Raw genomic sequence first — 23963 nt, 5'->3', positions numbered from 1 at the left:
CACACGACCATGACGACAACTACCCTCGATATCACCCTGCGCATCAACGGTGCGCGCTTGTGGGACACGCTCATGCAGCAGGCGCGCATTGGCGCCACGCCCAAGGGCGGCGTGCGCCGCTTGGCGCTGACCGATCTCGACCGGCAGGGCCGCGACTTCTTTGTTGCGCAGGCCGAGGCCGCCGGCTGCACCGTGCGTGTAGACGCCATCGGCAACCTGTTCGCACGCCGCCCGGGGCGCAACAACGCGCTGCCGCCCGTGATGACCGGCAGCCATATCGACACGCAGCCCACGGGTGGCAAGTTCGACGGCAACTACGGCGTGTTCGCGGGCATCGAGGTTGTGCGCACGCTCAACGATGCGGGCATCGAAACCGAAGCACCGATCGAGGTGGCCGTGTGGACCAACGAAGAGGGCTCGCGCTTTGTGCCGGTGATGATGGGCTCGGGCGCCTTCATTGGTGAATTCACGCTCGACGCTGTGCTGGCCGCGCAGGACCGCGACGGCGTGGCCGTGGGCGAGGCGCTGCGCAGCATCGGCTACGCGGGCAGCGAGCCGGTGGGCGGCCGCGCCGTGGGTGCGTATTTCGAAGCGCATATCGAGCAAGGGCCGGTGCTCGAAGCGCACGGCAAGACCATCGGCGTGGTAACGGGCGCGCTTGGCCAGCGCTGGTACGACGTGGTTCTCACCGGCATGGAGGCGCACGCCGGGCCCACGCCGATGGAGTTGCGCCGCGACGCACTGTTGCCAGCCGCAGAGCTGGTCGGCATCGCCAACCGTATCGCGCTGGAGCGCCCGCCGCACGCGCGCGCCACGGTGGGTTGCCTGAGCGTGCACCCCGATTCGCGCAACGTGATTCCGGGCGGCGTGTCGATGACGATCGACTTTCGTGCGGCGGACGATGCCGTGCTGTCCGACATGGACGCGGCGCTGCACGCGGCTGTGAGCGAACTACGCGCGCGCAGCGGCATCGACATCGCGCTGCGCCAGGTTGTTTACTTCCCGCCGCAACCCTTTGACGCGACGCTGGTAAACGCCGTACGCAACGGTGCGCGGCAACTGGGTTTCTCGGAGATGGACGTCATCAGCGGCGCAGGCCATGACGCGGTCTACCTCGCGCGCGTGGCGCCCACCGCCATGATTTTCGTGCCATGCAAAGACGGCATCAGCCACAACGAGATCGAAGACGCCCGCCCCGAACACCTGGAAGCTGGCTGCAACGTGCTGCTGCACGCCATGTTGCAAGCCGCTGGCCGCTCATAACCGACACACGCCCATGCGCATCCTGATCGCCCGCTTCAATCACGAGACCAACACGTTCTCGCCAGTGCCGACGCCGCTGGCGTCGTTCCATCCGCACTATGGGGCAGATGCCTACCGCGCCGCCAAAGGCACGCGCACGGCAGCCGGTGCTTTTATTGATTTGGCGGAGGCAGCGGGCGCGGAGATTGTCGTGCCCGTCGTTGCCGGGGCCAACCCGAGCGGGCGCGTGGCGGCTGACGCCTACACCGCACTGTGCGATGCCATCGTTGCCGCCGCGCCGGGGTGCAATGCGCTGATGCTCGACCTGCACGGCGCGATGGTTGCGGAAAACAGCGACGACGGCGAAGGCGACCTGCTCGAACGCCTGCGCGCGGTGGTGCCCGATGTGCCGATTACTGTTGCGCTGGACCTGCACGGCAACCTCACACAGAAGTTCATCGACTTGGCGGACATTGCGGTGAGCTTCAAGACGTATCCGCACGTCGACATGTACGAGACAGGCGAGCACGCAGGCCGCCTGCTGTTCGACAAACTGGCCGGGCGCGCGAATCCGGTGCTCGCATGGCGCCGCTTGCCAATGGTCACGCACACGCTGCGCAGCCGCACGGATGAAGGCGCGATGCATCATGCCGTGGCGCTGGCCAGGCAGGCGGAGAACGCGGGCATGCTGGCCGTGTCGATCCTCGCGGGCTTTGGGCTGGCGGATATTGCCGCGCCATGCCCCTGCGTTGTGGTGGTTGGCAATGGCGACGCGCAAGCCGCTGATGCCGCCGCCCAGCGCATTGCGGACGCCATCTGGGCTGACCGGGAAGGCTTCGTCTATCGTTCCGAGCCGCTGGCAGATTCCATCGCACGCGCCGCCACGTTGGCCGAAGGCCCGGGCAACGCACCCGTGCTGCTGCTCGACCATGGCGACAACTGCATGTCCGGCGGCACCTGCGACGACATGCACGTCTTGCACGAAGCGTTGAAGCAGGGTTTGACCGGTATCGCTGTCGGGCCTGTGTGCGACCCCGAAGCCGTTGCTGCAATGATCGAGGCGGGCGTGGGTGCCACCGTTACGTTGCCCGTGGGCGACAAGGTGCCGCTCGTACAGTTGGGCGTGTACCCGGTTTCACGCGCACTCACGGGCAAGGTCGCTGCCATCAGCGATGGCGAATACATCATCACCGGGCCCACCTACACCGGCCAGCGTATCCGCATGGGGCGCACGGCATTGCTCGACATCGGCGCGGCGCAAGTCGTCGTCACAGAAACGCCGCAGGAGCACTGGGACCTCGGCATCTTCACGCACATTGGTGTGGACCCGCATGCCGCGCGCTTCGTGCTGCTGAAGTCGCGCATGTATTGCCGGCCAGTGTTCGTGCCGATTGCCAAGGCCGTGGTGGAGTGCGACGGCGGGGGCGTGACGAGTTCGGACTACACGCGCTTTCCGTTTGCGAAGTTGCAGCGGCCTGTGTTTCCGCTCGACGCGCAAGCCATGCCGGCTTGAGTACTACGCGCTGTCGCGCTCCACGAGCGTAAAGCCGATGTCGACCGTGCGGCGTTCTTCGTCGCCATGCTCGATGCGGTCAATCAGCAGCGATGCGGCCAGTTTGCCGATGCCCGTGCCGTCAATGCGGATGGTGGTGAGCGGGGGCGTGGTGTCTTTGGCGAAGACCTGATCGCCGTAGCCGACCACGCGTAGCTGTTCGGGCACCGCGATGCCGCGATGCGCGGCTTCCATCAGCACGCCGAGCGCGAGGATGTCGGCGCCACAGAAGATGGCGTCGGTGTTCGGATGCTGCGCTAGCAATGCGCCCAGCGCGCGTCGGCCGTCGCCCAGGTTGGCAGGGGATTCAGCGGCAATCACGGGAACGTCGACGTCCGAGCCGAACGCCTTTACGAAGGCTTGCGCGCGCGCCTGCGCACGGCGGTCGCTCGGTGTAATGACCGCCGGGCGCTTGGCACCGCGCTGTTTCAGATAACGCGCCGCCGCCTGCCCGACTTTCTGGTGCGAAAAGCCGACCAGCATGTCGAGCGGGTTGCGCGTGATGTCCCACGTTTCCACCACCGGCACGCCCGCGGCCTGCAGCTTTTGCCGCACGCTGGCCGCGTGCACCACGCCGGTCAGCACGATGCCCGCCGGCCGCCGCCCGACGATGGCGTCAAGCAGCGCGTCTTCGCGCGATTCGTCATAGCCGCTCTGGCCGATCAGCAATTGGTAGCCCGCCGCCGCCAGCTCGGTGGTCAGTGCTGCCACGGTTTCCTGGAACACGCTGCCCGCAATCGTGGGGATGAGCGCGACGATCAACCGGCTGCGGTTGGATGCCAATGAGCCGGCCACCAGATCCGGCGTGTAGCCGGTCTGCCGCACCGCTTCGCGCACGCGCTCGAGCGTATCGCTCGACACCAGCTCCGGCGTGTTCAATGCGCGCGACACCGTTACCTTGGTCACGCCCACCAGCTTGGCGAGGTCGCTCAAGGTAACGCGCCCCGTGCTTTTGCGCGCGCGGCGTGCGGTGGCGGGCGCAGATTCTGCGAGAGACACGGTGGTGGACTTGGTCACGTGATCGATGGGCCGATGAGGGAAACACAGGGGAAAAAAGGGGCTAGCAATTATCGCAAAAGCCGACTACGATTGCGCCAATGTTACCGGTTACATGAACCGGTAACATCAAAACCACACCATTGACGACGGCTGCACGACAAGACAGCCCGGAGGAGCAAAGGATGTTGCAGGCAAGCCCGGCCCGGGCCGTAACAGGCAGCGGGCCGCTGATTCAATTGAACGCGGCAGACAACGTGCTGATTGCGCGCGAAGCGCTGTCGCTTGGGGCGAGTCTGTCCATTAACGGCGCGACGATCCGCCTGCGCGCGCAGGTGCCCGCCGGCCACAAGATCGCCGCACGCCGCATCGCACAGGGCGAGGCCATCCGCAAGTACGACACCGTCATCGGCTGCGCCGCACGCGCTATCGAAGCCGGCGAGCACGTCCACACGCACAACGTCGAACTGATCAACTACGCACGCGACCCCGGCTTCGGGCTGGATGTGCGCCCCGTTGATTACATCCCCGAAGCCCAGCGCGCCACCTTCCACGGCATCGTGCGGCCCGATGGGCGTGTAGCGACGCGCAATTTCATCGGCATCCTCGCCTCGGTCAATTGCTCGTCCACCGTTATCAAAAACATTGCGGCGTGGTTCACGCCGGAGCGCCTGGCGCCGTTTCCCAACGTGGATGGCGTGGTCGCGTTTGCGCAGACCAGCGGCTGCGGGATGTCGTCGCCATCAGAGCACTTTGACGTGCTGCGCCGCACGCTGGCGGGCTACGCGCGGCATCCGAATCTGGCCGGCGTGCTGGTCGTCGGCCTGGGCTGCGAGCGCAACCAGGTGGCCGACCTGATGGCATCGCAAGGGCTGGAGACCGGCAAGCTGATGCATACGCTGGTGATGCAGGACACGGGCGGCACGCGCGCCACCATTGAAGCGGGGATCACCGCCATCCAGAAGATGCTGCCCGCGGCCAACGACATCGTGCGCCGGCCGGTATCGGCCAGTCACATCAAGATCGGGCTGGAGTGCGGTGGGTCGGATGGCTTCTCAGGCATCACCGCCAACCCCGCGCTGGGCGCCGCGATGGACTTGCTGGTGCGCCACGGCGGCACGGCCATCCTGTCGGAAACGCCAGAGATTCACGGCGTGGAAACCATGCTCACGCGGCGCGCGGTGTCGCCCGAAGTCGGCCAAAAGCTGCTCGACCGCCTGAAATGGTGGGAGAACTACACACGTGGCCACAACGGCCAGTTCAACGGCGTGGTGGGCCCCGGCAACCAGCAGGGCGGCCTCGCCAACATCGTCGAAAAATCCCTCGGCTCGGCCATGAAGGGCGGCACCACGCCGCTGCAGGCCGTGTACGAATACGCAGAGCCTATTGATCGCGCCGGCTTTGTCTTCATGGATTCGCCGGGCTACGACCCGGTTGCCGTGACGGGGCAGATTGCCAGCGGCGCCAACCTCATCTGCTTCACCACGGGGCGCGGCTCGATGTTCGGCTCCAAACCGGCACCCACCATCAAGCTGGCCAGCAACACGCCGATGTTTCGCCGTCTGGAAGAAGACATGGACATCAACTGCGGCCGCATTCTCGATGGTGAACGCTCGGTGCAAGAGATGGGGCAGGACATCTTCGCGCACATCCTGCGCACCGCTTCGGGCGAGCGCACGAAGAGCGAACTGCTCGGTCTGGGCGATCACGAATTTGTCCCCTGGCACATGGGCATCGTGAGTTAGCGTTTCGGCGCGAAGGCCAGCATCACCTATTACAAAACAGGAGACCAACACCATGCAGGACACCTCACAAGGCGGCCAGCGCTCGAAAGTGCGCTGGGTCGTCGCCGGGCTCATGTGGGCGGCGATTGCCATCAACTACATCGATCGCACCGTGCTGTCGGCCGCCGCACCGCACATCCAGAAGGAGTTCCATCTGAGCGCGGTGGAAATGGGCGTCGTCATGTCGGCGTTCTTCTGGTCGTATGCGCTGCTGCAGTTGCCGGCCGGCATTCTGGCGGATCGCTTCGGGCAGAAGAAGGTGCTGGGTTTTGCGGTGTTGTGGTGGTCACTGGCAACGGCCATCACGGGCCTGGCCAACGGCTTCAAGTCGCTGGTGGGCCTGCGTGTGGCGCTGGGCATTGGTGAAGCGGGTGCGTACCCGAGCAGCGCGGGCATTACGGGGCGCTGGTTCCCCAGGCAGGAGCGCGCTACGGTGGCGGCCATTTTCGACAGCGGCTCCAAGCTGGGCAGCGCTGTCGCCCTGCCGCTCATCGCGTGGCTGCTGGTGATGTTCGATTGGAAGGTCACCTTTGCGGCGACGGGCGCGCTGGGCATCGTGTGGAGCGTGGTGTGGTGGGCGGTGTTCAAGGAAACACCGGCCGAGCACAAGGGCGTGAATGCCGCCGAGCTGGCGCATATCGAGCGCGGCCTGCCGCCAAAAAATGGCGCGGGCAGCAAAGACGAACCGAAGATGCCTTGGACGAAGCTGCTCACGCACCGGAACATCTGGGCGATGTGCATTGGCTTCTTCATGATCAACTACAACTCGTACTTCTTCATCACCTGGCTGCCGACGTATCTGGTCAAGGAGCGCGGCATGGGTTTGATGCAGATGGGCCTCATGGCATCATTGCCGCTGTTCGTGTCGATGTTCGTGGAGGTGTTTGCGGGCTGGGCATCTGACCGTGTGTATGCGTCGGGCAAGCTCTCGCTGACGGCCACGCGCAAGCTGTTCCTGGTGGTCGGGCTGGTGATGGCGTCGAGCATCGGGCTGGCGGCGTTCGCGCAGTCGGCGGTGGTGGCAGTCGTTCTGCTGTGCATTGCCAAGTCGGGCACCACCGTGGCCGCATCGCAAGTGTGGGCGCTGCCGGCCGATGTGGCGCCGGGCAACAACGTGTCGATGGTGGCGGGGCTGCAGAACAGCGTGTCGAACATGGGCGGTGTGGTCGGCCCGATCGTCACCGGCGCCATCGCGGGTGCCACCGGTTCGTTCATCCCCGCGCTGGTGTTCTCTGCCGCGCTCATTGGCCTTGCCATCCTCAATTACCTCTTCCTGCTCGGCAAGGTTGAACCGATCACCTTCGAGCCCACCTCCGCAGCACTCAATCCGCATGAACAAAGCAATGCAAACGCCCGAGCCTAACCGTTTCAAGGCCGCGCTGGCCGCCCAACAACGCCAGATCGGCTTCTGGCTGGCGATGAGCGATCCGTACCTAGCCGAGGTAAGCGCCACTGCCGGCTTCGACTGGCTGCTGATCGACAGCGAGCACGCCCCGAACGACGTGCGCACGATCCTCGCGCAACTGCAGGCCGTGGCACCGTACCGCGCCGAGCCTATCGTGCGCCCATACAACGGCGATCCGTCGCTCATCAAACGCCTGCTGGATATTGGCGCGCGCACGCTGCTGGTGCCGATGGTCGACACGGCCGAACAAGCGCGTGAGCTGGTGCGTGCGGTGCGCTATCCGCCGCACGGCATTCGCGGTGTGGGCAGTGCAGTGGGCCGTGCGTCGCGCTGGAGTGCCCGCACCGATTACCTGCAAATTGCCGATGACGAAGCCTGCCTGCTCGTGCAGGCCGAAACTGCCACCGCGCTGCAAAACCTTGAAGCCATCTGCGATGTGGATGGCGTGGACGGCGTGTTCATCGGCCCGGCAGACCTGGCTGCATCGATGGGCCACCGCGGCAATGCGGGCCACCCTGACGTGCAGGCCGCCATTGACAACGCCATGCGCACAATTGTTGCGTCGGGCAAGGCTGCGGGCACCTTGACGTCTGACCCTGCGCTGGCCCGTCATTATCTGGAGCTGGGCTGCACCTTTGTTGCCACCGGCATTGATATCCTCATGTTTGCCAACGGTGCGCGCAAGCTCGCGCGCGAGTTCGGCCTGTGAGCCCATCCTGCCGTAAGCTGCCTGACTCTTCCCCTTTTTTACCGGATCTGACATGACTCGCAAGACTTACCGGATCGCTGTGATCCCCGGCGACGGCATCGGCCGCGAAGTGATGCCCGAAGGCCTGCGCGTGCTCGAAGCCGCCGCACGCCGTTTCGGCATCGATCTCGAAACCCAGCACATCGAATGGGCAAGCTGCGACTACTACCAGCAGCACGGCAAGATGATGCCGGACGATTGGAAGGCCCAGCTCAAGGGCATGGACGCGATTTTCTTCGGCGCGGTGGGGTGGCCGCAGACGGTGCCCGATCACGTCTCGCTGTGGGGCTCGCTGCTCAAGTTCCGCCGCGAGTTTGATCAGTACATCAACCTGCGCCCAGTGCGTTTGTTTGAAGGCGTGCCGTGCCCGCTGGCCAACCGCAAGCCCGGTGATATCGACTACTACGTCGTGCGTGAGAACACCGAAGGCGAGTACACCTCGCTGGGCGGCATCATGTATGAAGGCACCGACCGCGAGATCGTGATTCAGGAGTCGGTCTACTCGCGCCGTGGTGCAGAGCGCCTGCTGAAGTTCGCCTTTGACCTGGCGCAGAGCCGCGCCCGCAAGCACGTGACGCTCGCCACCAAGAGCAACGGCATCGCCATCAGCATGCCGTGGTGGGACGCCCGCGCTGATGAGGTCGCCGCGCAATATCCAGGCGTCACGCTCGACAAGCAGCACATCGACATCCTGACCGCGCGCTTCGTGCTGCAGCCCGGCCGCTTTGATGTGGTGGCCGCCACCAACCTGTTTGGCGACATCCTGTCTGACCTGGGCCCCGCGACTACCGGCACGATTGGCTTGGCACCGTCTGCCAACCTGAACCCCGATCGCACGTTCCCCTCGTTGTTCGAGCCCGTGCATGGCTCCGCGCCGGACATCTATGGCAAGAACATTGCCAACCCGATTGCGATGATCTGGTCAGGTGCGCTGATGCTGGATTTCCTGACTCAAGGCCAGGGCGCAGGCCGCGCCGCGCACGACGCCATCGTCGCCGCGATTGAAGCTGTGCTGAAGGACGGCCCGCGCACGCCGGACCTGGGCGGCACCGCCAACACCACACAGGTGGGCGAGGCGATTGCCGCGCGCCTGGGTTGACGTGCGGCTTGAAGGAATCGACGATGGCTTTCACCTTCGACCAGCTCTGCCAGACCGGGCTGATCCGCACCGACAACCTGATCGACGGCCAGTGGATTGCAGGCGCTGACGGCACCCGCTTTGCCGTGACCGATCCGGCCACCGGCAACCTCATCACCAACGTGCCGGACAGCAGCGCGGCCGACGCGCGTGCCGCCACCAACGCCGCAGCACGCGCCTTCCCGGCATGGCGTGACACGCTGCCCGCCGAGCGCGCTGCCATCCTGCGCCGCTGGCATGCGGCCATCGTGGCCAATGCCGATGCGCTGGGGCGGTTGATTTCGCTGGAGCAGGGCAAGCCGTTTGCCGAAGGGCGCGGCGAGGTGCTGTACGGCGCGTCGTACGTCGCCTGGTTTGCCGACGAGGCCACGCGCATCTACGGCGATCTCATCCCGCAGCAGCAGCGCGGCAAGCGCATGAGCGCGATAAAGGAGCCCGTGGGTATCGTTGCGGCCATCACGCCGTGGAATTTTCCGCTGGCGATGATCGCGCGCAAGATCGCGCCGGCGCTGGCGGCGGGCTGCACCGTGGTCGCCAAGCCGGCCGAAGACACGCCACTCACGGCACTGGCCTTGGCGCAACTCGCACAAGAGGCGGGGCTGCCGCCGGGTGTGCTGAACATGATCTCTGCCTCGCGCGATCGCGGTATTGAAGCCGTGGGCGATTGGCTGCACGATGCCCGCGTGCGCAAGATCACGTTCACGGGCTCAACGCCGGTCGGCAAGTACCTGGCGCGCGAATCGGCCGGCACGCTGAAAAAGCTGTCGCTGGAGCTGGGCGGCAACGCGCCGTTCATCGTGTTTGACGACGCGGATCTTGATGCGGCCATCACCGGCCTGCTGGCGGCCAAGTTCCGCAATGGCGGCCAGACCTGCGTGTGCCCGAACCGCGTCTACGTGCAGGCCGGCTTGTACGAGCGCTTTGGCGCCATGCTGGCCGAGCGGGTTTCCGCGCTGAAAGTCGCACCGGCCACAGACCCCGCCGCGCAGATCGGCCCGATGATCAACGCCCGCGCTGTCGACAAGATCGAGCGCCACGTGCAAGACGCCATTGCCAACGGCGCCCGCGTGCTGGCCGGCGGCAAACGCCTGCCGGAAGTCGGTGAACACTTCTATGCACCCACCGTGCTGGCGGACGCCAACGGCGGCATGGCCCTCTGCGGCGAAGAAACCTTTGGCCCCGTCGCCCCGTTGTTCCGCTTTGTGGATGAGGCCGAGGCCGTGCAGGCCGCCAACGACACACCGTTCGGGCTGGCTTCGTACTTTTACACGCAGGACATCCGCCGTATCGAGCGCGTCTCGCATGCGCTGGAAGCGGGCATCGTCGGCATCAACGAGGGTGCGCTCGCCAGCGAGGCGGCGCCCTTTGGCGGCGTGAAGGAGTCGGGCTACGGGCGCGAGGGCTCCAAGTACGGGCTCGACGATTACCTGTCGATCAAGTACTTGTGCCAGGGCGGCCTTGCTTGAACTAGCGCGCTGAATCCCAGAAGCGCTGGGCACGGAACGGGCGAGCATCTACCGCAGGTGTCTCGCCCGTGATCATTTCTGCAATTAATCGCCCGGTAATCGGCCCCAACGTCAGACCGTGGTGTGCGTGGCCAAATGCGAACCACAGGCTCGGATGGTGCGGCGCCGGCCCGATGATCGGCAGCATGTCTGGCGTACAGGGGCGGGCGCCCATCCAGGGTTCAGCATCCACGCGCTCGGCCAGCGGAAAGAGTTTGCGGGCCACGGGCTCAACGGCTTCCAACTGCACCGGCGTTTTCGGTGCGTCACGGTGCGCGAGTTCAGCGCCGGTGGTCAGGCGGATGCCGCGCGCCATCGGTGCCAGCACATAACCGCCGTCTGCATCGAGCACCGGGTGGTTCAACTGCGTGCCCGGCGCGCTCGCATAGTGCATGTGGTAACCGCGCTTGACGGCCAGCGGCAGGCTGTAGCCCAGGCGCGAGGTGATCACGTCTGCCCACGGGCCCATGGCAATGACGACATTGCCGGCGCGCAGCTCGCCTGACTTGGTTTGCAGCAGCCACGGCGCGTTGGGCGTCAGCGTGTTGGCATCAGCTTCAAACAGGCGGCCGCCGAGTTGCTCGAAATACCTCGCATAGGCGGTAACCAGCGCGTTTGGGTCGCTCACGGAATCGGCTTCCGTATAGCGCAGGCCACCCAGCAGCGATGGGTCCAGATGTGGCTCAACCGCGTGCAGGCGCGCTGGGTCCAGCGCTTCAAAGGCGACGCCGTATTCGCGTTGCCAGCGCTCGACGGCGCGGGTTTCCGCGTCCTGCGTGGCTGCGTTGCGGAAGACCTTGATCCAGCCACCGGGGCGGATCAGGCCCGTGGCACCGGCCGCTTGCGCCAGCGCGCGGTGCTCGCTCACGCTGTGCGCGATGAGCGGCGCATACGCCCGCGCAATGGCTGCATGCCGGGCCGGATGCGAATTGCGCCAGTACTGCCACAGAAACGGCAGCAGCCGGGGCAGATCGCCCGGGTGGTAGTGCACTTCCGCCGACGTGTTGCCCGCATAACGCAGCAGCGTCGGCAAGTCGCGCGGGAACGCATACGGATACACACCCTCACGCTGGATCAGCCCCGCATTGCCGAACGACGTCTCAAGGCCCGGCGCACGTCGGTCCACAAGGGCGACGGTGCGCCCGCGTTTCTGCAGATGCACAGCCACCGAGACGCCGACAATGCCGGCGCCCAGCACAAGGGTGTCGAAGCGCATGAGCTGTCCGCCCTTACTTCGCCAACGCTGTCACAGCGATTTCCACATCAATGCCGGGGCGCATCAGACCCGACTGCACGCAGGCGCGCGTCGGTGCGTTGCCGGCCGGCACCCAGGCTTCCCAGGCGGCGTTCAGCGCGGCAAAGTGCTTGGCGTCGGTCAGCCAGATGTTGGCCGAGATCAGGCGCGTTTTGTCGACCCCGGCTTCAGCCAGCAGCGTATCGATGCGCGCAAGGATGTTGTTGGTCTGCTCGGTAACGGACTTGAAGTCGAACGCGGCGTCAGGCACTTGGCCTGCCAGATGCACGATGCCGTTGGCGATCACGATCTGGCTCATGCGGGCGTTGGTGTGCAAGCGTTGGATGTCGGACATGTTGGAACCGGAAAGTTGAGGAGAAAGATGCGCCGATGGTAGCGCGGCCGCCTTACTTGCGCAGCGCCCGCCCTGCCAGAACATCCGGCACGGCCTTGCCGTCGGCCACCGCCACCGTACCGTTGACGAGCACCCAGCGCACGCCCACGGGTGGCAGCGCTGGTTGCTCATAGCTGGCGCGGTCGGCGTAGGTGGCCGGGTCGAAGACAACCAGATCGGCAAACTTGCCTGCTTGCACGGTGCCGCGGTCTTGCATGCCAAAGATCTCGGCCGTGCGGGCGCTGGCCTGGCGGATGGCGAACGGCAGCGTCATCACGTGCTTGTGCGTGACGTATTTGCCGATGCGCCGTGCGAAGGTGCCGGCTTCACGCGGGTGGCCGGCAATGCCGTCGGAGCCGCCCACCACGAAGTCCTGCTTCATGAACGTCTCCAGATCGGCGTCGCTCATGTTGAACGACACGATGTTCGTGCCGCCATGCTGGATCACGTTGATGGCCGCATCAACGGGGCTCACGCCCAGCTTCTTGCCAAGCGCTTCGAGCGATTGCCCGTTGTATTCGGGATCAGCGGAAATCAGCACCTGCGCGGCGGGGCCATTGCGCTGCTGCATGGCCTTCTCCATGTCAGCCGCGATGCGCGCACGCGTGGCGGGGTCTTCCAGTCGCTTGAGCAGCGCACCGTTACCGCCGTCACGCGCCCAGCCCGGCACCAGCGCCGGAATGATGTGCGTGCTCGACGCCGTGTACGGATACTGGCTTGCCGATACGTTCATGCCGCTGGCCTGCGCCTGGCGTATCAGCCCGACGATCTCGGTGCTCTTGCCCCACGAATCCACGCCCAACGCCTTGATGTGCGAGATGTGAATCGGGATGCCTGACTGCCGGCCGATATCCAGCGCCTCTTTCACCGCGTTGACGAGGCCGGTGCGGAAGTTGCCCTCGTCGCGCAGGTGCGTGTCGTAGATGCCGCCGCGCGCGGCCACTGTCTTGGCCAGCGCCACCACCTCGTCGGTCTTGGCGAACACGCCGGGCGTGTACACGAGGCCCGTCGACATGCCAAATGCACCGTCGCGCATGCCGTCTTCCATCAGGCCCTGCATGGTCTTGAGTTCGTCAGCGGTGGGCGCGCGCGCCACGTCGCCCATCACGCGGTGGCGCACGGCGTTGTGGCCCACCAGCATGGCCACGTTGGTGCCGACGCCGTTGGCATCCAGCGCATTGAGCGCCGGCCCGATCCGGTCAAGGTCTGGCCCGTCGCCTTCGAGCACGATGCCGTCGTTGCCGATCACCACCGTCGTCACGCCTTGCAGCAGGTAGGGCAGGTTCTGGTGGCGGTCTTTTGTGATGAGGTTGTGGTACGCGTGCGTATGCGGATCAATAAAGCCCGGCGCCACCACCAGCCCGCGCGCATCGAGCACCGTCTTGGCCTGCACACCCTTGGCGGATGGCTGCACCAGTACGATGCGGTCGTTGCGGATACCCACGTCGGCCACGAACGGCGCACCGCCGCCGCCATCGACCACGGTGCCGTTGCGGATCAGAATGTCGACCGGTTGAGGTTCCGGTGCGGCATAGGCCGCGCTGGCGAGCGCAAGGCTCAGGGTGAGGGCGGGCAGCAGGCACTGCGGCAAACAATGTGGGCGCATATCGGCTTCCTTGGCGTTTGCAGCGAGTGTAATGAGCTTGGTTTCGTGCGTTGCATGCAAATGGTTGGGGCCGGTATGCGGGGCAGACATGCAGAGTTTCGCGGCCCCGCGCCGCAGTGGACGACACCGAAACAACAGTCAGCAAAATCAACATCAGAATTAAGACCGGCTAATCACTCGCAACCCCTTATCAGCATTACCTTTGGCAACACATTGACGACAATGTGGTCTCGCCCCCACTCTAGAGGGGGGCGCCCGCTTTGCCCCGATGACACAATCGCCGACATTCAAGAATCCATGCTCCGCCCGGCCGCGAAGCATGGCGAACCCGGATGAGGAAGCTTCATGCAAGGAAGTTGGATTGCGATATCTGCGGCGCGTGCGCGGGCGCATCGGCTTTATGGCGTGCGCGGCTGGCTCGTGACGCTGCTGTGGCTGAACACGCTGCCAGCGCTGGTGATTGTGCTGGCGATGGCCATGGTTCTGATGCTGGGCGGGATGGGCGGGATGGGCGGAATGGGTGAGATGGGCGGCCGCGCGGCGCGGCCGGTGCTGGCGTTTGCGGGGCTGGCGTTTCCGCTGGGGCTGGTGGTGGTGGCGTTCCTGCGCGTGCGCTGGTTTGCGTGGGTCTGGCTGGGATATTGCCTGTTGCAGTTGCTGGCCACGCTGGGCATGAGCGGCGGGATCAAGGCATGGGCCGTGCAGGCAACGGGCGGTGCGGCGGCGGGGCTGCCCATGGCGCTGCTGCTGGCGGCGCAAGTGCTGGTGCCCATCGGGACGCTGGCGTACCTCGTGCGTTCGCGCCGCGTGCGCGTGACGTACCGGCATGAGGTGCGCGCGAGCGATCCGGCGGCAGCGCCAGCCGTGTTTGACAGGCTCAACCCGAACGAAACCCCCAGCGACGCCACCGACCACGCCCGCGAACGCGCCGCACTGCGCCGCGTGACGCAGGAGCTGAGTTCCGGCGTGCTCGACACGCAAACCTGGATGCACGTGATGCGCCATCACGCCGAGGGCACCGACAGCGCGCGCACCGCTGCCTATGTGCGCGCGCGCATGGCGGTGCTGTGTCCGCCGGCGCATGTGCATCCGCCGCTTGTGCGCATGCTCGCAGCGGGTCTGGGCGCGCTGCTGGTCAGCCTGGCTGTAGCGGGGGTGCTGATGGCCGCGGTAATTGCGCTGGCGATGAGCGTGCCGGGCGATGCCACCCCGGTGCTCGAATTGCTCGTGGCCGTGGCGCTTACGTTGAGCTGGCTGGCCGGGTTGTTCGTTGGCGCGCGGTTCCTGCGCGCCGTTGCCTGACGCTTACTGCCGGGCTGTGGGTGGTGGCGTGTTGGCGGTGTGGTTCCAGTCGCCGCCCACGGCTTTGACGAGAAACACACTCGTCGTCATTTGCTGGCCAAGAATCTGCACCGCCGTGCGCTGGTTGTTGAGCAACGACTGCTGCGCGGTGATCACGTCCAGCGAGGTCGCCAGCCCGCCTTCATAGCGCACGCTGGCAATGTCGTAGACCTTGCGGGCGCTTTGCACGGCGGCGCGCGCCTGCGTGGCGGCGCGGTCGAGCGATTGCAGCCCGGCCAAGCCATCCTCCACTTCCTGCAACGCGCCCAGCACAGTCTGCCGGTAGTTGGCGATCGCGCCCTGGTAGGCCGCATTGGCAAAGTCCACCCGCGCCCGCGTGCGTCCGGCGTCGAACACTGTCTGCGCGATCTGCGTGCCGAACGACCACAGCAGCGTGGGCGCAGAAAACAACAGCGCAAGATCACGGCTTTCCCAGCCGGCGCCGCCGTTCAACATCACGCTTGGGAAGAACGCGGCACGCGCCACGCCCACTTGCGCGTTGGCAGCCGCGGCGCCGCGCTCGGCGGCGGCCACGTCGGGGCGGCGTTCAATCACGTCAGAAGGCAGGGCCACCGGAATCTGCGGTGCCGTGCCCTTCAACGGAATCGGGTCGATATGGAATGCAGGGGCGGGCGTGCCCACCAGCGTGGCCAGCGCGTGTTCGTACAGCGCGCGTTGCTTGGTCAGCAGCTCGGCCTGCGTGGCGGTGCTGTCGACCAGCGTTTGCTGTTGCGCAAGATCGAGCCCCGACGCCACACCATCCTGATGCCGCGAGGTGACGAAATCGAGCGCCTTGCGCTGCAGCGTCAGGCCTTCCTGCACCACGGCGATTTCGGCATCGGTTTCGCGCAGGTTGTACCAGGTGGTTGCCACCTGCGCGGCGAGCAGCAGGCGGAAGTTCTCGAAATTGGCGCCGGCCTGTTCTTCGCTGGCGGTGGCGTTGGCGACGGTGTTGCGCACACGGCCGAACAGATCGGCTTCGTAGCTTACGTCGGCGCGCAGCACGAAGTCGTTCTGCACGGTCGACATGGTCGGGCTGGTGTACGAAGACAGCGGCCGCTTTCCCGATATGCGCGTGCGTGCGTCGTTGCTGTTGGCCGTGACGGCTGGCAGCAAGCTGGCGCGGGCCACACGCGTCTGCGCCTGTGCCTGCTCCAGGTTCGACAGCGCAACCTTGAGCGATTGGTTTTCCTGCAGCGCCTGGGTGATCAGCTTGTCGAGCTGCGGATCATTGAAGCGCTGCCACCACGTGCCCTTGGGCGCGGCGTCGGCAGGTTGCGCGGCGCGCCACGGCGCTTCGGTCTGCCAGTGCGCAGGCATGTCTATGGCGGGGCGCTCGTACGTCGGCGCGAGCGAGCAGCCTGCCAGCAAGGCAGCCAATGAGACAGGCAGCGAGAAAGGCAGCGCAGCCGCCAGCGCGGTGGTACGCAATCTGGTCATGACGCGTGCGGCGCCGATGCCGCAGGTGCCGACGCCGGGGCAGGCGCGACGATGGTCACGGCTTCACCCTGCTCAATGGAATCGGCCGGGTTGAGGATCAGCGCGTCGCGCGGCTTGAGGCCCGAGACGATCTCTACAGTGCGGCCGTAGTCGCGCCCGATGGCAACGGAGCGCAGGTCGACGCGGCCGTTTTCTGCCACGGCAATGCGCGGGCCTTCCTTGCGGAACAGCAGCGTATTGGTCGGCACGATGAAGGCGGTTGATGCACTGGCGTTGGCGTTGGCATTGGCGTCATCGCCAGACGCCTTGCCCTTGATGGCTACTTGCACATACGCGCCCGGCAACAGGTGGCCGTCTTTGTTGGGCAATTGCACCTCCACCTGCAGGGTGCGCGTCGTGGCGTCGATGGCGCCGGACGCCCGCGCAATGGTGCCGTGGAAGGTCTGGCCCGGCAGTTCGGACAGCGTGACGGCCACGTCCTGCCCAGTCTTCACCTGCTGCGAATACGCCTGCGGCACGTACAGATAAATGCGCAGCGGATCGGTCTGCGCCAGCGTGAACAGCTCGCGGTTGGCGCCCGCATTGCCAGCGTTGACCAGCGCGCCGACATCGACATTGCGCTTGGTCACTACGCCCGCAAACGGCGCCACCACACGGCGAAAGCCTTGCAGCTCCTGCAGGCGGCGCACATTGGCTTCTGCAGCGGCCAGGTCGGCCTGGGCCTGATTGGCGGCGCTGGTGCGTTCGTCCAGCTCTTGTTGCGAGACGGCGTCTTTCTGGCGCAGGCTCTGCCAGCGCGTGAGCGAGGTCTGCGCCAGCGCCCTGCGTGCAGCGGCCTGATTGCGCACGGCCTGCGCCTGGTTCAGTTCCTGGTCGACTTCGGGCGTGTCGAGCAGCGCCAGCACTTCGCCCTTGTCCACGTGGGCGCCGATGTCCTTGAACCAGCGCAGTACATAGCCGCTGGTGCGCGCATAGATGGGCGATTCAACATAGCCCTGCAGCGTGCCCGGCAGCGTCAGCTCGCGGTTGGCGTTGGCCGGTTTGGGCGCGATGGTGTTGACGTAGCGGCTGGTCTGCGCCTTCACCTGGCGCTCCAGTGCATGCGCGTTGTCATAGCGGCTGACCAGCGTGCGCGCGGCGCCCAGCGCCAGCAGCACCGCCACGACAATCACGACCCAGCGCGCGCGGCGCATGGCGGGGCCGCGATCGACCTGTTCGATCGGGTCAACCGTGACGGCGTGGTGCGGCGCGGCGTCCGGCAGGTGACTGGAATGGTGCCCAGGATGGGCGCCGGATGATTGCTCAGACATGTCCTTCGCTTCCCCGCAAGTCAGTACCACGCCGCGCGGCGCGTTGCTGCAATCTGTTGTGCACGCTGGCAAACACCACCGGAACAAAAAAGAGGGTCGAGACGGTCGCAAACAGCAGACCACCGATCACCGCGCGACCCAGCGGCGCGTTCTGCTCGGCGCCTTCGCCCAGGCCCAGCGCCATGGGCACCATGCCGATGATCATCGCCAGCGCCGTCATCAGCACCGGGCGCAGGCGGGTGGCGCCCGCTTCCAGCGCGGCTTGCACAGGTGCAATCCCTTCGGCCAGCCGCTCCCGCGCAAACGAGATCAGCAAGATCGAGTTGGCTGTGGCCACCCCCATCGTCATGATCGCGCCCGTGAGTGAGGGCACCGACAGCGTCGTCCCGGTCACGAACAGCATCCACGCAATGCCCGCCAGCGCTGCCGGCAAGGCGGTCACGATGATGAGCGGGTCGACCCACGACTGGAAGTTCACGACGATCAGCAGATACACCAGCACGATGGCCATCACCAGCCCCAGCCCAAGCCCCACGAACGACGACTCCATCGTCTTCACCTGACCGCGCACCGTCACCTGCGCGCCGCGCGGCAGCCTGGGGCGGATGTCGTCCACCGCCTTTTGCACTTCCTTGGCGACGGCGCCCAGGTCGCGGCCCTGCACAGAGGCGTACACATCCACCACGGGCGTGATGTCGTAGTGCGAAACCACCTGCGGCTGCACGGCGGGGCTCACCTGCACGAGGTTGCCCAGCAGTTGCGGGCCGCCCGCTTGCGCCGCCCCACCGCGCGAGCTGGCCACCGGCGTGCGCAGCAGCGCGTCGAGCGAGTCGATGCGGTACTGCGGGCTTGTTACGGCCACCTGATACACCACGCCGTTGATCGGGTTCAGCCAGAACGTGGGCGAAGTCTGGAAGCTGGAGCTGAGCGACACGAGCATGTTCTGCGCCACGTCGCGCCCTTCCAGGCCGACCTGCTGGATCCGGGTGCGATCCATGTTCAGCGCCAGCGTCGGCTGGTCAAAGCGCTGGTGCACGTGCGTATCCACCGCGCCCGGAATCTGCTTGATGCGGTTGGCCAGAATGCCCGCCAACTGGTGATTGGTTGCCACATCGGCGCCCGAGAACTGCACGTCAATCGCTGAAGGCAAGCCGAAGTTCAGGATCTGGCTGACGATGTCTGCGGGCTGAAAGGCGAATTCCACCCCAGGGAAGCGTTTGGGCAGTGCTTCGCGCAGGCGGCGGATGTATTGCGCGCTGGGTTTGCGCTCGCCTTCGTGCAGGGCGATCAGGATTTCGCCATCCAGCGTGCCGATCGTGCCCGCGTTGCTGTACGACAGGTTGATCCCGGAGTTGGGCACGCCCAGATTGTCGAGGATGGTCGACAGCTCATTGCTGGGAATGATCTCGCGCACGGCCGTTTCCACTTCATCCGCCAGGCGCGCGGTTTCTTCAATGCGCAGGCCAGACGGCGCGCGCATGTGCAGGCGGATCTGGCCGGCATCCACATCGGGGAAGAAGTCGCGGCCAAGCACGAGATACAACGCACATGACGCTACGCAAAAACCCAGGAACGACAGCGCAAACACACGGCGGCGCTCCAGCAGCCCGCCCAGAATGGCGGCGTAGTTGCCGCGCATGTGTTCGAACTGCGCGTTGAAGCCCTCATAGATGCGCCGCATCAGGCCCGCTTTCTTGGCGTCCTCGGTGTGGCCGGTCATCAGCATCATCACCAGCGTCGGCACCAGCGTGCGCGAGAGCACGTACGACGCCAGCATCGCAAAGATCACCGCTTCGGCCATCGGCACGAACAGGTAGCGCGCCACGCCCGTGAGGAAAAACATCGGCACGAACACGATGCAGATACAGAGGGTCGACACGAAGGCTGGCACGGCAATTTCAGCCGCACCGTCCAGGATGGCCGTGATCGGCGCCTTGCCTTCGTGCAGATGGCGCTCGATGTTTTCAATGGTGACGGTGGCATCGTCCACCAGAATCCCGACCGCAAGCGCCAGGCCGCCGAGCGTCATCAGGTTGATCGTTTCGCCCAGCAGGTGCAGCACGATGATCGACGACAGGATCGACAGCGGGATCGACACCGCAATGATGGCCGTGCTGCGCCAGTTGCCGAGGAACAGCAGGATCATCGCGGCGGTCAGGCACGCGGCGATGATCGCCTCGCGGATCACGCCCTCAATGGCCGCCTTCACGAACAGCGATTGATCGAACAGCGGCGTGATCTTCAGGTCTTGTGGCAGTGCCGCGGCTGCAGCGGGCAGCAGCTTGTAGATGTTGTTGACGATATCGAGCGTCGACGCGCCGCCGTTCTTCAGGATGGACAGCAGCACACCGCGCTGGCCGTCCTGGCGCACCACGTTGGTCTGCGGTGAGAAGCCGTCGCGCACGTTGGCCACATCGCCCAGATAGAGCGTGGCGCCGTTGCTGGTCTTGACCGGAATGGCGTTGAGCGCGGCGATGCTGCCCGGCGTGCCGTTGAGCGTGACGCCGTATTCGGTGGCGTCGATCTTCTGCGTGCCAGCCGGCAGGATCAGGTTCTGCGCACCCACCGCGTTGACGATATCCACCGGCGTCAGGCCCTGCGCCAGCAGCTTCTGCGTGTCGAGGTCCACCGTAATCTGCCGGCTCTTGCCGCCGTACGGAAACGGCACGGCGATGCCCGGCACGGTAATCAGGCGCGGGCGCAGGAAGTTCAGCGCCGCGTCATTGAGCTCCTGCTCCGACAGCGTGTTTGAAGACAGGCCCAACTGCAGGATCGGGATGCTCGAGGCCGAGTACTTGATCACCAGCGGCGGCGTGGTGCCAGGCGGCAACTGCCGCACCTGCGCTTGCGTGCTCGCCACGATCTGCGCCAGCGCCGTCTGGATGTTGGCGTTGGGCTGGAAGAAGACCTTGATGATCGAGATGCCGTTCAACGACTGTGATTCGATGTGCTCGATGTCGTTGACGGTGGTGGTCAGGCTGCGCTCCGTCACAGAGACGACGCGGTCGGCCATCTCTTTGGCGGGCAGGCCGTTGTAGTTCCAGATGATGCTGGCGACCGGAATGTCGATTTCCGGAAAGATGTCCGTCGGCGTGCGCATGAGCGCAAACGGCGTCGCCAGCAGAATCAGCAGGGCGAGGACGATGAACGTCAGCGGCCTTCGCAGCGCGAGTTGGACAATCCACATGGAGGCGTTTCAGAACTGCGGTGCGCAATGCGTTGATGGGGCGAGCGCCACTCGAGCGGGCTTGAAAGCGCTTGAAAGGGCTTGAGCGGCGGCGATTGATCATTCTATCGCCAGGGGTCGTCGATCAGAATATTCCTATGATCTGACTTTATTACATTGCATAACGGCGGGGGCTGGAGACTGAAGGGTGCGGAATTCCGCTTTTCGCGGAATCAGAGCAGGTCTGGCTTAGTCTCGCGAAGCCAGTTTTCGATTGCAGCTAGCAGCAAGCGCGCGCTGTGAATGCATTCGTTGACCGCAGTGTCTGGAACGATGTCACCCGAGTCGTCGGATAGATGGCGCTGCTTGCGCAATGCATCGAGGACGATCACGCGAGGCTTCTCCAGGCCAATGGTTTCCGGCAGCGTTTGAATGGCGGTCTGATGATGGCCTGGGCGGCTCGTCAACGTGCGATAGCCATTGGCGTGCAATGCCAGCATCGCCAATTGCATGATGGCCTTGTAGGCAGCATCGAATCGGTTCTCGTTGCTCAACGCCGCGAGTTGCGCGTCCGCCAGATTGCGTTGTGCGGCGGCAAGCAGTTTTGCAACCTGCTCGCGCGCGGGCCGCACCTCATCGAGACTGATCCCCACTAAGTTCTGCAAGGTCATGTTCGTTGCCGATCAGGAAGATCTTGGGCTTGGCCTGGACGTCTAGTAGAAAAGGCTCTCGCGTTGAGATGCCATTTCGCCACTCGGCTGCCGACAAGACCTTTGGGTTGATTTCGCGTCCCAAGGAGGTCTGTGCTTCGTACAACTGCCGTATGACATCGACAAAGCCAACTGTGCCGACAATCATCACGTCAATGTCACTGCTTGCCGTCTCTTGGGCACGCGCAACGGAGCCAAATACGAATGCCACGTCAATGTGCGCCGAGCACGGCTACAACGCTTGAGCCAGCACGTCAGCCAAGCCGGATGTTTTGCGCATGATGCTCGCCAGCTCTTCAAAGATCGGGCAGGTTCGATCAGCCTGATAAATGACCTGGTTGCCGTTGCGCGCTCGGGTGAGGATGCCGACGTTGGCAAGTTTGCTGAGTTCTTTGTGCAAGGTGCCCGGCGGGGTGCCTGTCAGGCGTGCGATTTCACGCACGTGGTAGGCGTTTTCCGGCCGCAGCAAGAGCAGGCCCAGTGCGCGGCGGCGGTACTCGCTGAAGAGGGTTTCGGAGAGGGGGTGTAGCATAATTGGCTACGAATGTAGCTGATTTTGCTTCGTTTTCCAAGTGGGACGCTCTTGTGTCATGCGGCAGTTGCCAAGCATTTCTCGGACAACTACCTAGGCAATTTGCCGTGTGGTGGCTTGGCCGGAAGGTCGCCCCACTCGCGTCTCAACTGTCAACGATCCCTTTTGGATTGCCTCGGCAGATAGTTCGTTTTCTTCCGAGGCTTGGGCGGTTTAGACGATCCATTCTCCCGTACACGCAGGCGGGCGCGCATGCAGCGCCCGCCCGCAAGTTGCATGTCACTCAATGCGCAGCGTGGACTTTGGCAGTCAATTCAACGCCAAGTGCCCGCATGACGGCGAGCAACGTTTTCAAGGTGGGGTTGCCTTGCTCGCTGAACGAGCGATAGAGCTGTTCCCGGGAAAGACCGGTTTCGCTGGCGATTTGTGCCATACCTTTGGCACGGGCGACGATGCCCAACGCGTGCGAAATAAAGCCTGCATCGTTGGTCTCGAATGCACCGGCCATGAAAGCTGCAATGGCTTCATCGGAGGTCAGATCTTCAGCCGGATCATAGGTCGTCAATTTTTCAGTCATGTCATTCGCTCCATTGCTCGGCGAGGTGCTTTGCTGTCTTGATGTCCTTGGCCTGGGTACTCTTGTCGCCGCCGCAGAGCAGGATGATGATCGTGCTGCCTCGCTGCTGAAAATACACGCGGTACCCAGGTCCATAGTGGATACGAAGTTCACTAATGCCTTGTCCCACTGGCTCCGCGTCACCAACATGGCCGTAGCCCAAACGGGCCAGGCGCAAGGCGATGGCGGCACGGGCGCGTTCGTCTTTGAGTTTCGCGCGCCACTTGCGGAACGTTTCGGTCTGCTTGAGTTCGGTCACGGCTTGATTGTGGTTTAAAAACTACTCTTTGGCAAGAGCAAGCCCCGTGTGTGCTTGATCACTATCCGTTGACAATTTCCCCCCCATTCGGGTGCAGCGTCTGCCCCGTCATATAGCGCGCATCGGCCGACGCCAGAAAGATGTAGCACGGTGCAACCTCATCTGGCTGCCCGGCGCGGCCCAAGGGCTCTTTGCTGCCAAACTTGGCCACCGCTTGCGCATCGAAGGTGGACGGAATCAGCGGCGTCCAGATCGGCCCCGGCGCCACGGCGTTCACCAGGATGCCCTTGTCCGCCAGTTGCTGCGCAAGCGAGCGCGTGAACGCCACGATTGCGCCCTTGGTGGCCGCGTAGTCAACCAGATGCCCGCTGCCGCGAAACGCTGTGACCGATGTGGTCGTGATGATGCGCGCGCCTTCGTGCAGATGTGGCAGCGCGGCGCGCACCAGATAGAACATCGCAAAGACGTTGGTGCGGAACGTGCGCTCAAGCTGGGCTGCGTCAATGTCGGCCAGGCTCTGCTGCGGGTGCTGCTCTGCCGCGTTGCTCACCACGATATCGATCTTGCCGAAGGTGGCCACCGCCTGCGTGACTACGGCGCGCGCATGTGCTTCGTCGCCCAGGTCGCCGGCAATGGCTTCGCAGCGGCGGCCGGTGGCGCGCACGAGCCGGCAGGTCTGGTTGGCATCGGCTTCTTCGTTCAGATAGGCGATGAGCACGTCGGCACCTTCCTTGGCAAAGCCGATGGCCACCGCGCGCCCGATGCCGCTGTCGCCGCCGGTGATGATGGCCACCTTGTCTGCCAGCTTGCCGCTGCCGATGTAGTCGTCCATCTCTGCGCGCGGGCGCGGCGTCATGTCGCTCTCGGTGCCGGGCTGGTGGTCCTGATGCTGTGGCGGTTGCTGTTGTGGCTGCTCAGGCATGGCGGGCTCGCTGTGAGAGTGTGGATACCCGCATTCAGCACGCGGCATGCCATCGCGGGCGGG

General features: G+C 64.9%; 21 protein-coding genes. 8 read left to right on the top strand and 13 right to left on the bottom strand.

What is annotated here, in order from left to right; genetic code table 11:
* Nucleotides 1-9: 9 nt before the first annotated feature.
* Nucleotides 10-1263, top strand: a complete 1254-nt coding sequence (locus PSUB009319_RS00410; protein WP_124380290.1) for a Zn-dependent hydrolase — start codon at nucleotides 10-12, stop codon at nucleotides 1261-1263.
* Nucleotides 1264-1276: 13 nt separating this feature from the next.
* Nucleotides 1277-2755, top strand: a complete 1479-nt coding sequence (locus PSUB009319_RS00405) for a M81 family metallopeptidase (RefSeq protein ID WP_124380289.1) — start codon at nucleotides 1277-1279, stop codon at nucleotides 2753-2755.
* A gap of 3 nt (nucleotides 2756-2758) precedes the next feature.
* On the opposite strand, the gene PSUB009319_RS00400 is transcribed toward PSUB009319_RS00405, so the two are convergent.
* Nucleotides 2759-3811 carry a LacI family DNA-binding transcriptional regulator gene (locus PSUB009319_RS00400; protein WP_124380288.1) on the bottom strand — a complete coding sequence of 351 codons (1053 nt, stop codon included), beginning with the start codon at nucleotides 3809-3811 and terminating at the stop codon, nucleotides 2759-2761.
* A 164-nt stretch (nucleotides 3812-3975) separates the two neighbouring features.
* Here PSUB009319_RS00400 and PSUB009319_RS00395 point away from each other — a divergent pair, with 164 nt between their 5' ends.
* Genes PSUB009319_RS00395 through PSUB009319_RS00375 form a run of 5 tightly spaced genes read left to right on the top strand, consistent with a single transcriptional unit; the run spans nucleotide 3976 to nucleotide 10331 of the window.
* Nucleotides 3976-5535 carry a UxaA family hydrolase gene (locus PSUB009319_RS00395; RefSeq protein WP_124380287.1) on the top strand — a complete coding sequence of 520 codons (1560 nt, stop codon included), beginning with the start codon at nucleotides 3976-3978 and terminating at the stop codon, nucleotides 5533-5535.
* Between the two features lie 52 nt (nucleotides 5536-5587).
* Complete coding sequence (locus PSUB009319_RS00390) at nucleotides 5588-6937, top strand: MFS transporter (protein WP_124380286.1); 1350 nt, start codon at nucleotides 5588-5590, stop codon at nucleotides 6935-6937.
* Nucleotides 6906-7688, top strand: a complete 783-nt coding sequence (gene hpaI / locus PSUB009319_RS00385) for a 4-hydroxy-2-oxoheptanedioate aldolase (protein ID WP_124380285.1) — start codon at nucleotides 6906-6908, stop codon at nucleotides 7686-7688. The genes PSUB009319_RS00390 and hpaI overlap by 32 nt, the downstream gene beginning before the upstream one ends.
* 52 nt (nucleotides 7689-7740) lie before the next feature.
* A complete protein-coding gene (locus PSUB009319_RS00380) occupies nucleotides 7741-8826 on the top strand; it encodes a tartrate dehydrogenase (protein WP_124380284.1) in 1086 nt (361 codons plus the stop codon).
* Nucleotides 8827-8849: 23 nt separating this feature from the next.
* Nucleotides 8850-10331, top strand: coding sequence for an NAD-dependent succinate-semialdehyde dehydrogenase (locus PSUB009319_RS00375; protein ID WP_124380283.1), 1482 nt, complete (start codon nucleotides 8850-8852; stop codon nucleotides 10329-10331).
* Nucleotide 10332: 1 nt separating this feature from the next.
* On the opposite strand, the gene PSUB009319_RS00370 is transcribed toward PSUB009319_RS00375, so the two are convergent.
* The 3 genes from PSUB009319_RS00370 to PSUB009319_RS00360 are packed head-to-tail and all read right to left on the bottom strand — an operon-like array spanning nucleotide 10333 to nucleotide 13694.
* On the bottom strand, nucleotides 10333-11586 hold the full coding sequence (locus PSUB009319_RS00370) for an FAD-binding oxidoreductase (protein WP_124380282.1): 1254 nt from the start codon (nucleotides 11584-11586) through the stop codon (nucleotides 10333-10335).
* Between the two features lie 13 nt (nucleotides 11587-11599).
* Nucleotides 11600-11959 (bottom strand): RidA family protein, encoded by a 360-nt coding sequence (locus PSUB009319_RS00365; protein WP_124380281.1) that lies wholly within the window; start codon nucleotides 11957-11959, stop codon nucleotides 11600-11602.
* Between the two features lie 52 nt (nucleotides 11960-12011).
* Entirely contained in the window at nucleotides 12012-13694 is a 1683-nt protein-coding gene (locus PSUB009319_RS00360) for an amidohydrolase family protein (protein ID WP_260392774.1), read from the bottom strand.
* A 255-nt stretch (nucleotides 13695-13949) separates the two neighbouring features.
* On the opposite strand from PSUB009319_RS00360, the gene PSUB009319_RS00355 reads away from it, so the two are divergent.
* Nucleotides 13950-14906, top strand: a complete 957-nt coding sequence (locus PSUB009319_RS00355; RefSeq protein WP_124380280.1) for a hypothetical protein — start codon at nucleotides 13950-13952, stop codon at nucleotides 14904-14906.
* Between the two features lie 3 nt (nucleotides 14907-14909).
* Here the strand turns inward: PSUB009319_RS00355 and PSUB009319_RS00350 are convergent, their stop codons facing one another.
* From PSUB009319_RS00350 to PSUB009319_RS00315, 9 genes are all read right to left on the bottom strand, one after another.
* Entirely contained in the window at nucleotides 14910-16385 is a 1476-nt protein-coding gene (locus PSUB009319_RS00350) for an efflux transporter outer membrane subunit (RefSeq protein ID WP_260392773.1), read from the bottom strand.
* On the bottom strand, nucleotides 16382-17695 hold the full coding sequence (locus PSUB009319_RS00345; protein ID WP_124380279.1) for an efflux RND transporter periplasmic adaptor subunit: 1314 nt from the start codon (nucleotides 17693-17695) through the stop codon (nucleotides 16382-16384). Before PSUB009319_RS00345 ends, PSUB009319_RS00350 begins: the two co-directional genes overlap by 4 nt.
* Nucleotides 17688-20882 carry an efflux RND transporter permease subunit gene (locus PSUB009319_RS00340; protein ID WP_124380278.1) on the bottom strand — a complete coding sequence of 1065 codons (3195 nt, stop codon included), beginning with the start codon at nucleotides 20880-20882 and terminating at the stop codon, nucleotides 17688-17690. Before PSUB009319_RS00340 ends, PSUB009319_RS00345 begins: the two co-directional genes overlap by 8 nt.
* A gap of 212 nt (nucleotides 20883-21094) precedes the next feature.
* Nucleotides 21095-21532, bottom strand: coding sequence for a DNA-binding protein (locus tag PSUB009319_RS00335; RefSeq protein ID WP_124380277.1), 438 nt, complete (start codon nucleotides 21530-21532; stop codon nucleotides 21095-21097).
* Entirely contained in the window at nucleotides 21495-21782 is a 288-nt protein-coding gene (locus PSUB009319_RS23065) for a nucleotidyltransferase domain-containing protein (protein ID WP_260392772.1), read from the bottom strand. Before PSUB009319_RS23065 ends, PSUB009319_RS00335 begins: the two co-directional genes overlap by 38 nt.
* A 21-nt stretch (nucleotides 21783-21803) precedes the next feature.
* The gene (locus PSUB009319_RS23060; RefSeq protein WP_260392771.1) at nucleotides 21804-22103 is read right to left on the bottom strand and encodes a winged helix-turn-helix domain-containing protein; all 300 of its coding nucleotides are present in this window, start codon (nucleotides 22101-22103) and stop codon (nucleotides 21804-21806) included.
* 283 nt (nucleotides 22104-22386) lie between these two features.
* On the bottom strand, nucleotides 22387-22680 hold the full coding sequence (locus tag PSUB009319_RS00325; protein WP_124380276.1) for an addiction module antidote protein: 294 nt from the start codon (nucleotides 22678-22680) through the stop codon (nucleotides 22387-22389).
* Between the two features lies 1 nt (nucleotide 22681).
* Nucleotides 22682-22978, bottom strand: a complete 297-nt coding sequence (locus PSUB009319_RS00320) for a type II toxin-antitoxin system RelE/ParE family toxin (protein WP_124380275.1) — start codon at nucleotides 22976-22978, stop codon at nucleotides 22682-22684.
* A 61-nt stretch (nucleotides 22979-23039) separates the two neighbouring features.
* Nucleotides 23040-23900 carry an SDR family oxidoreductase gene (locus tag PSUB009319_RS00315; protein WP_124380274.1) on the bottom strand — a complete coding sequence of 287 codons (861 nt, stop codon included), beginning with the start codon at nucleotides 23898-23900 and terminating at the stop codon, nucleotides 23040-23042.
* Nucleotides 23901-23963: the final 63 nt, after the last annotated feature.

It is taken from the genome of Ralstonia sp. SET104 (assembly GCF_003851545.1).
Lineage (GTDB): Bacteria > Pseudomonadota > Gammaproteobacteria > Burkholderiales > Burkholderiaceae > Ralstonia.
The sequence above is the reverse complement of the archived record's forward strand: the minus strand, read 5'-3'. Positions and strand labels throughout refer to the sequence as shown.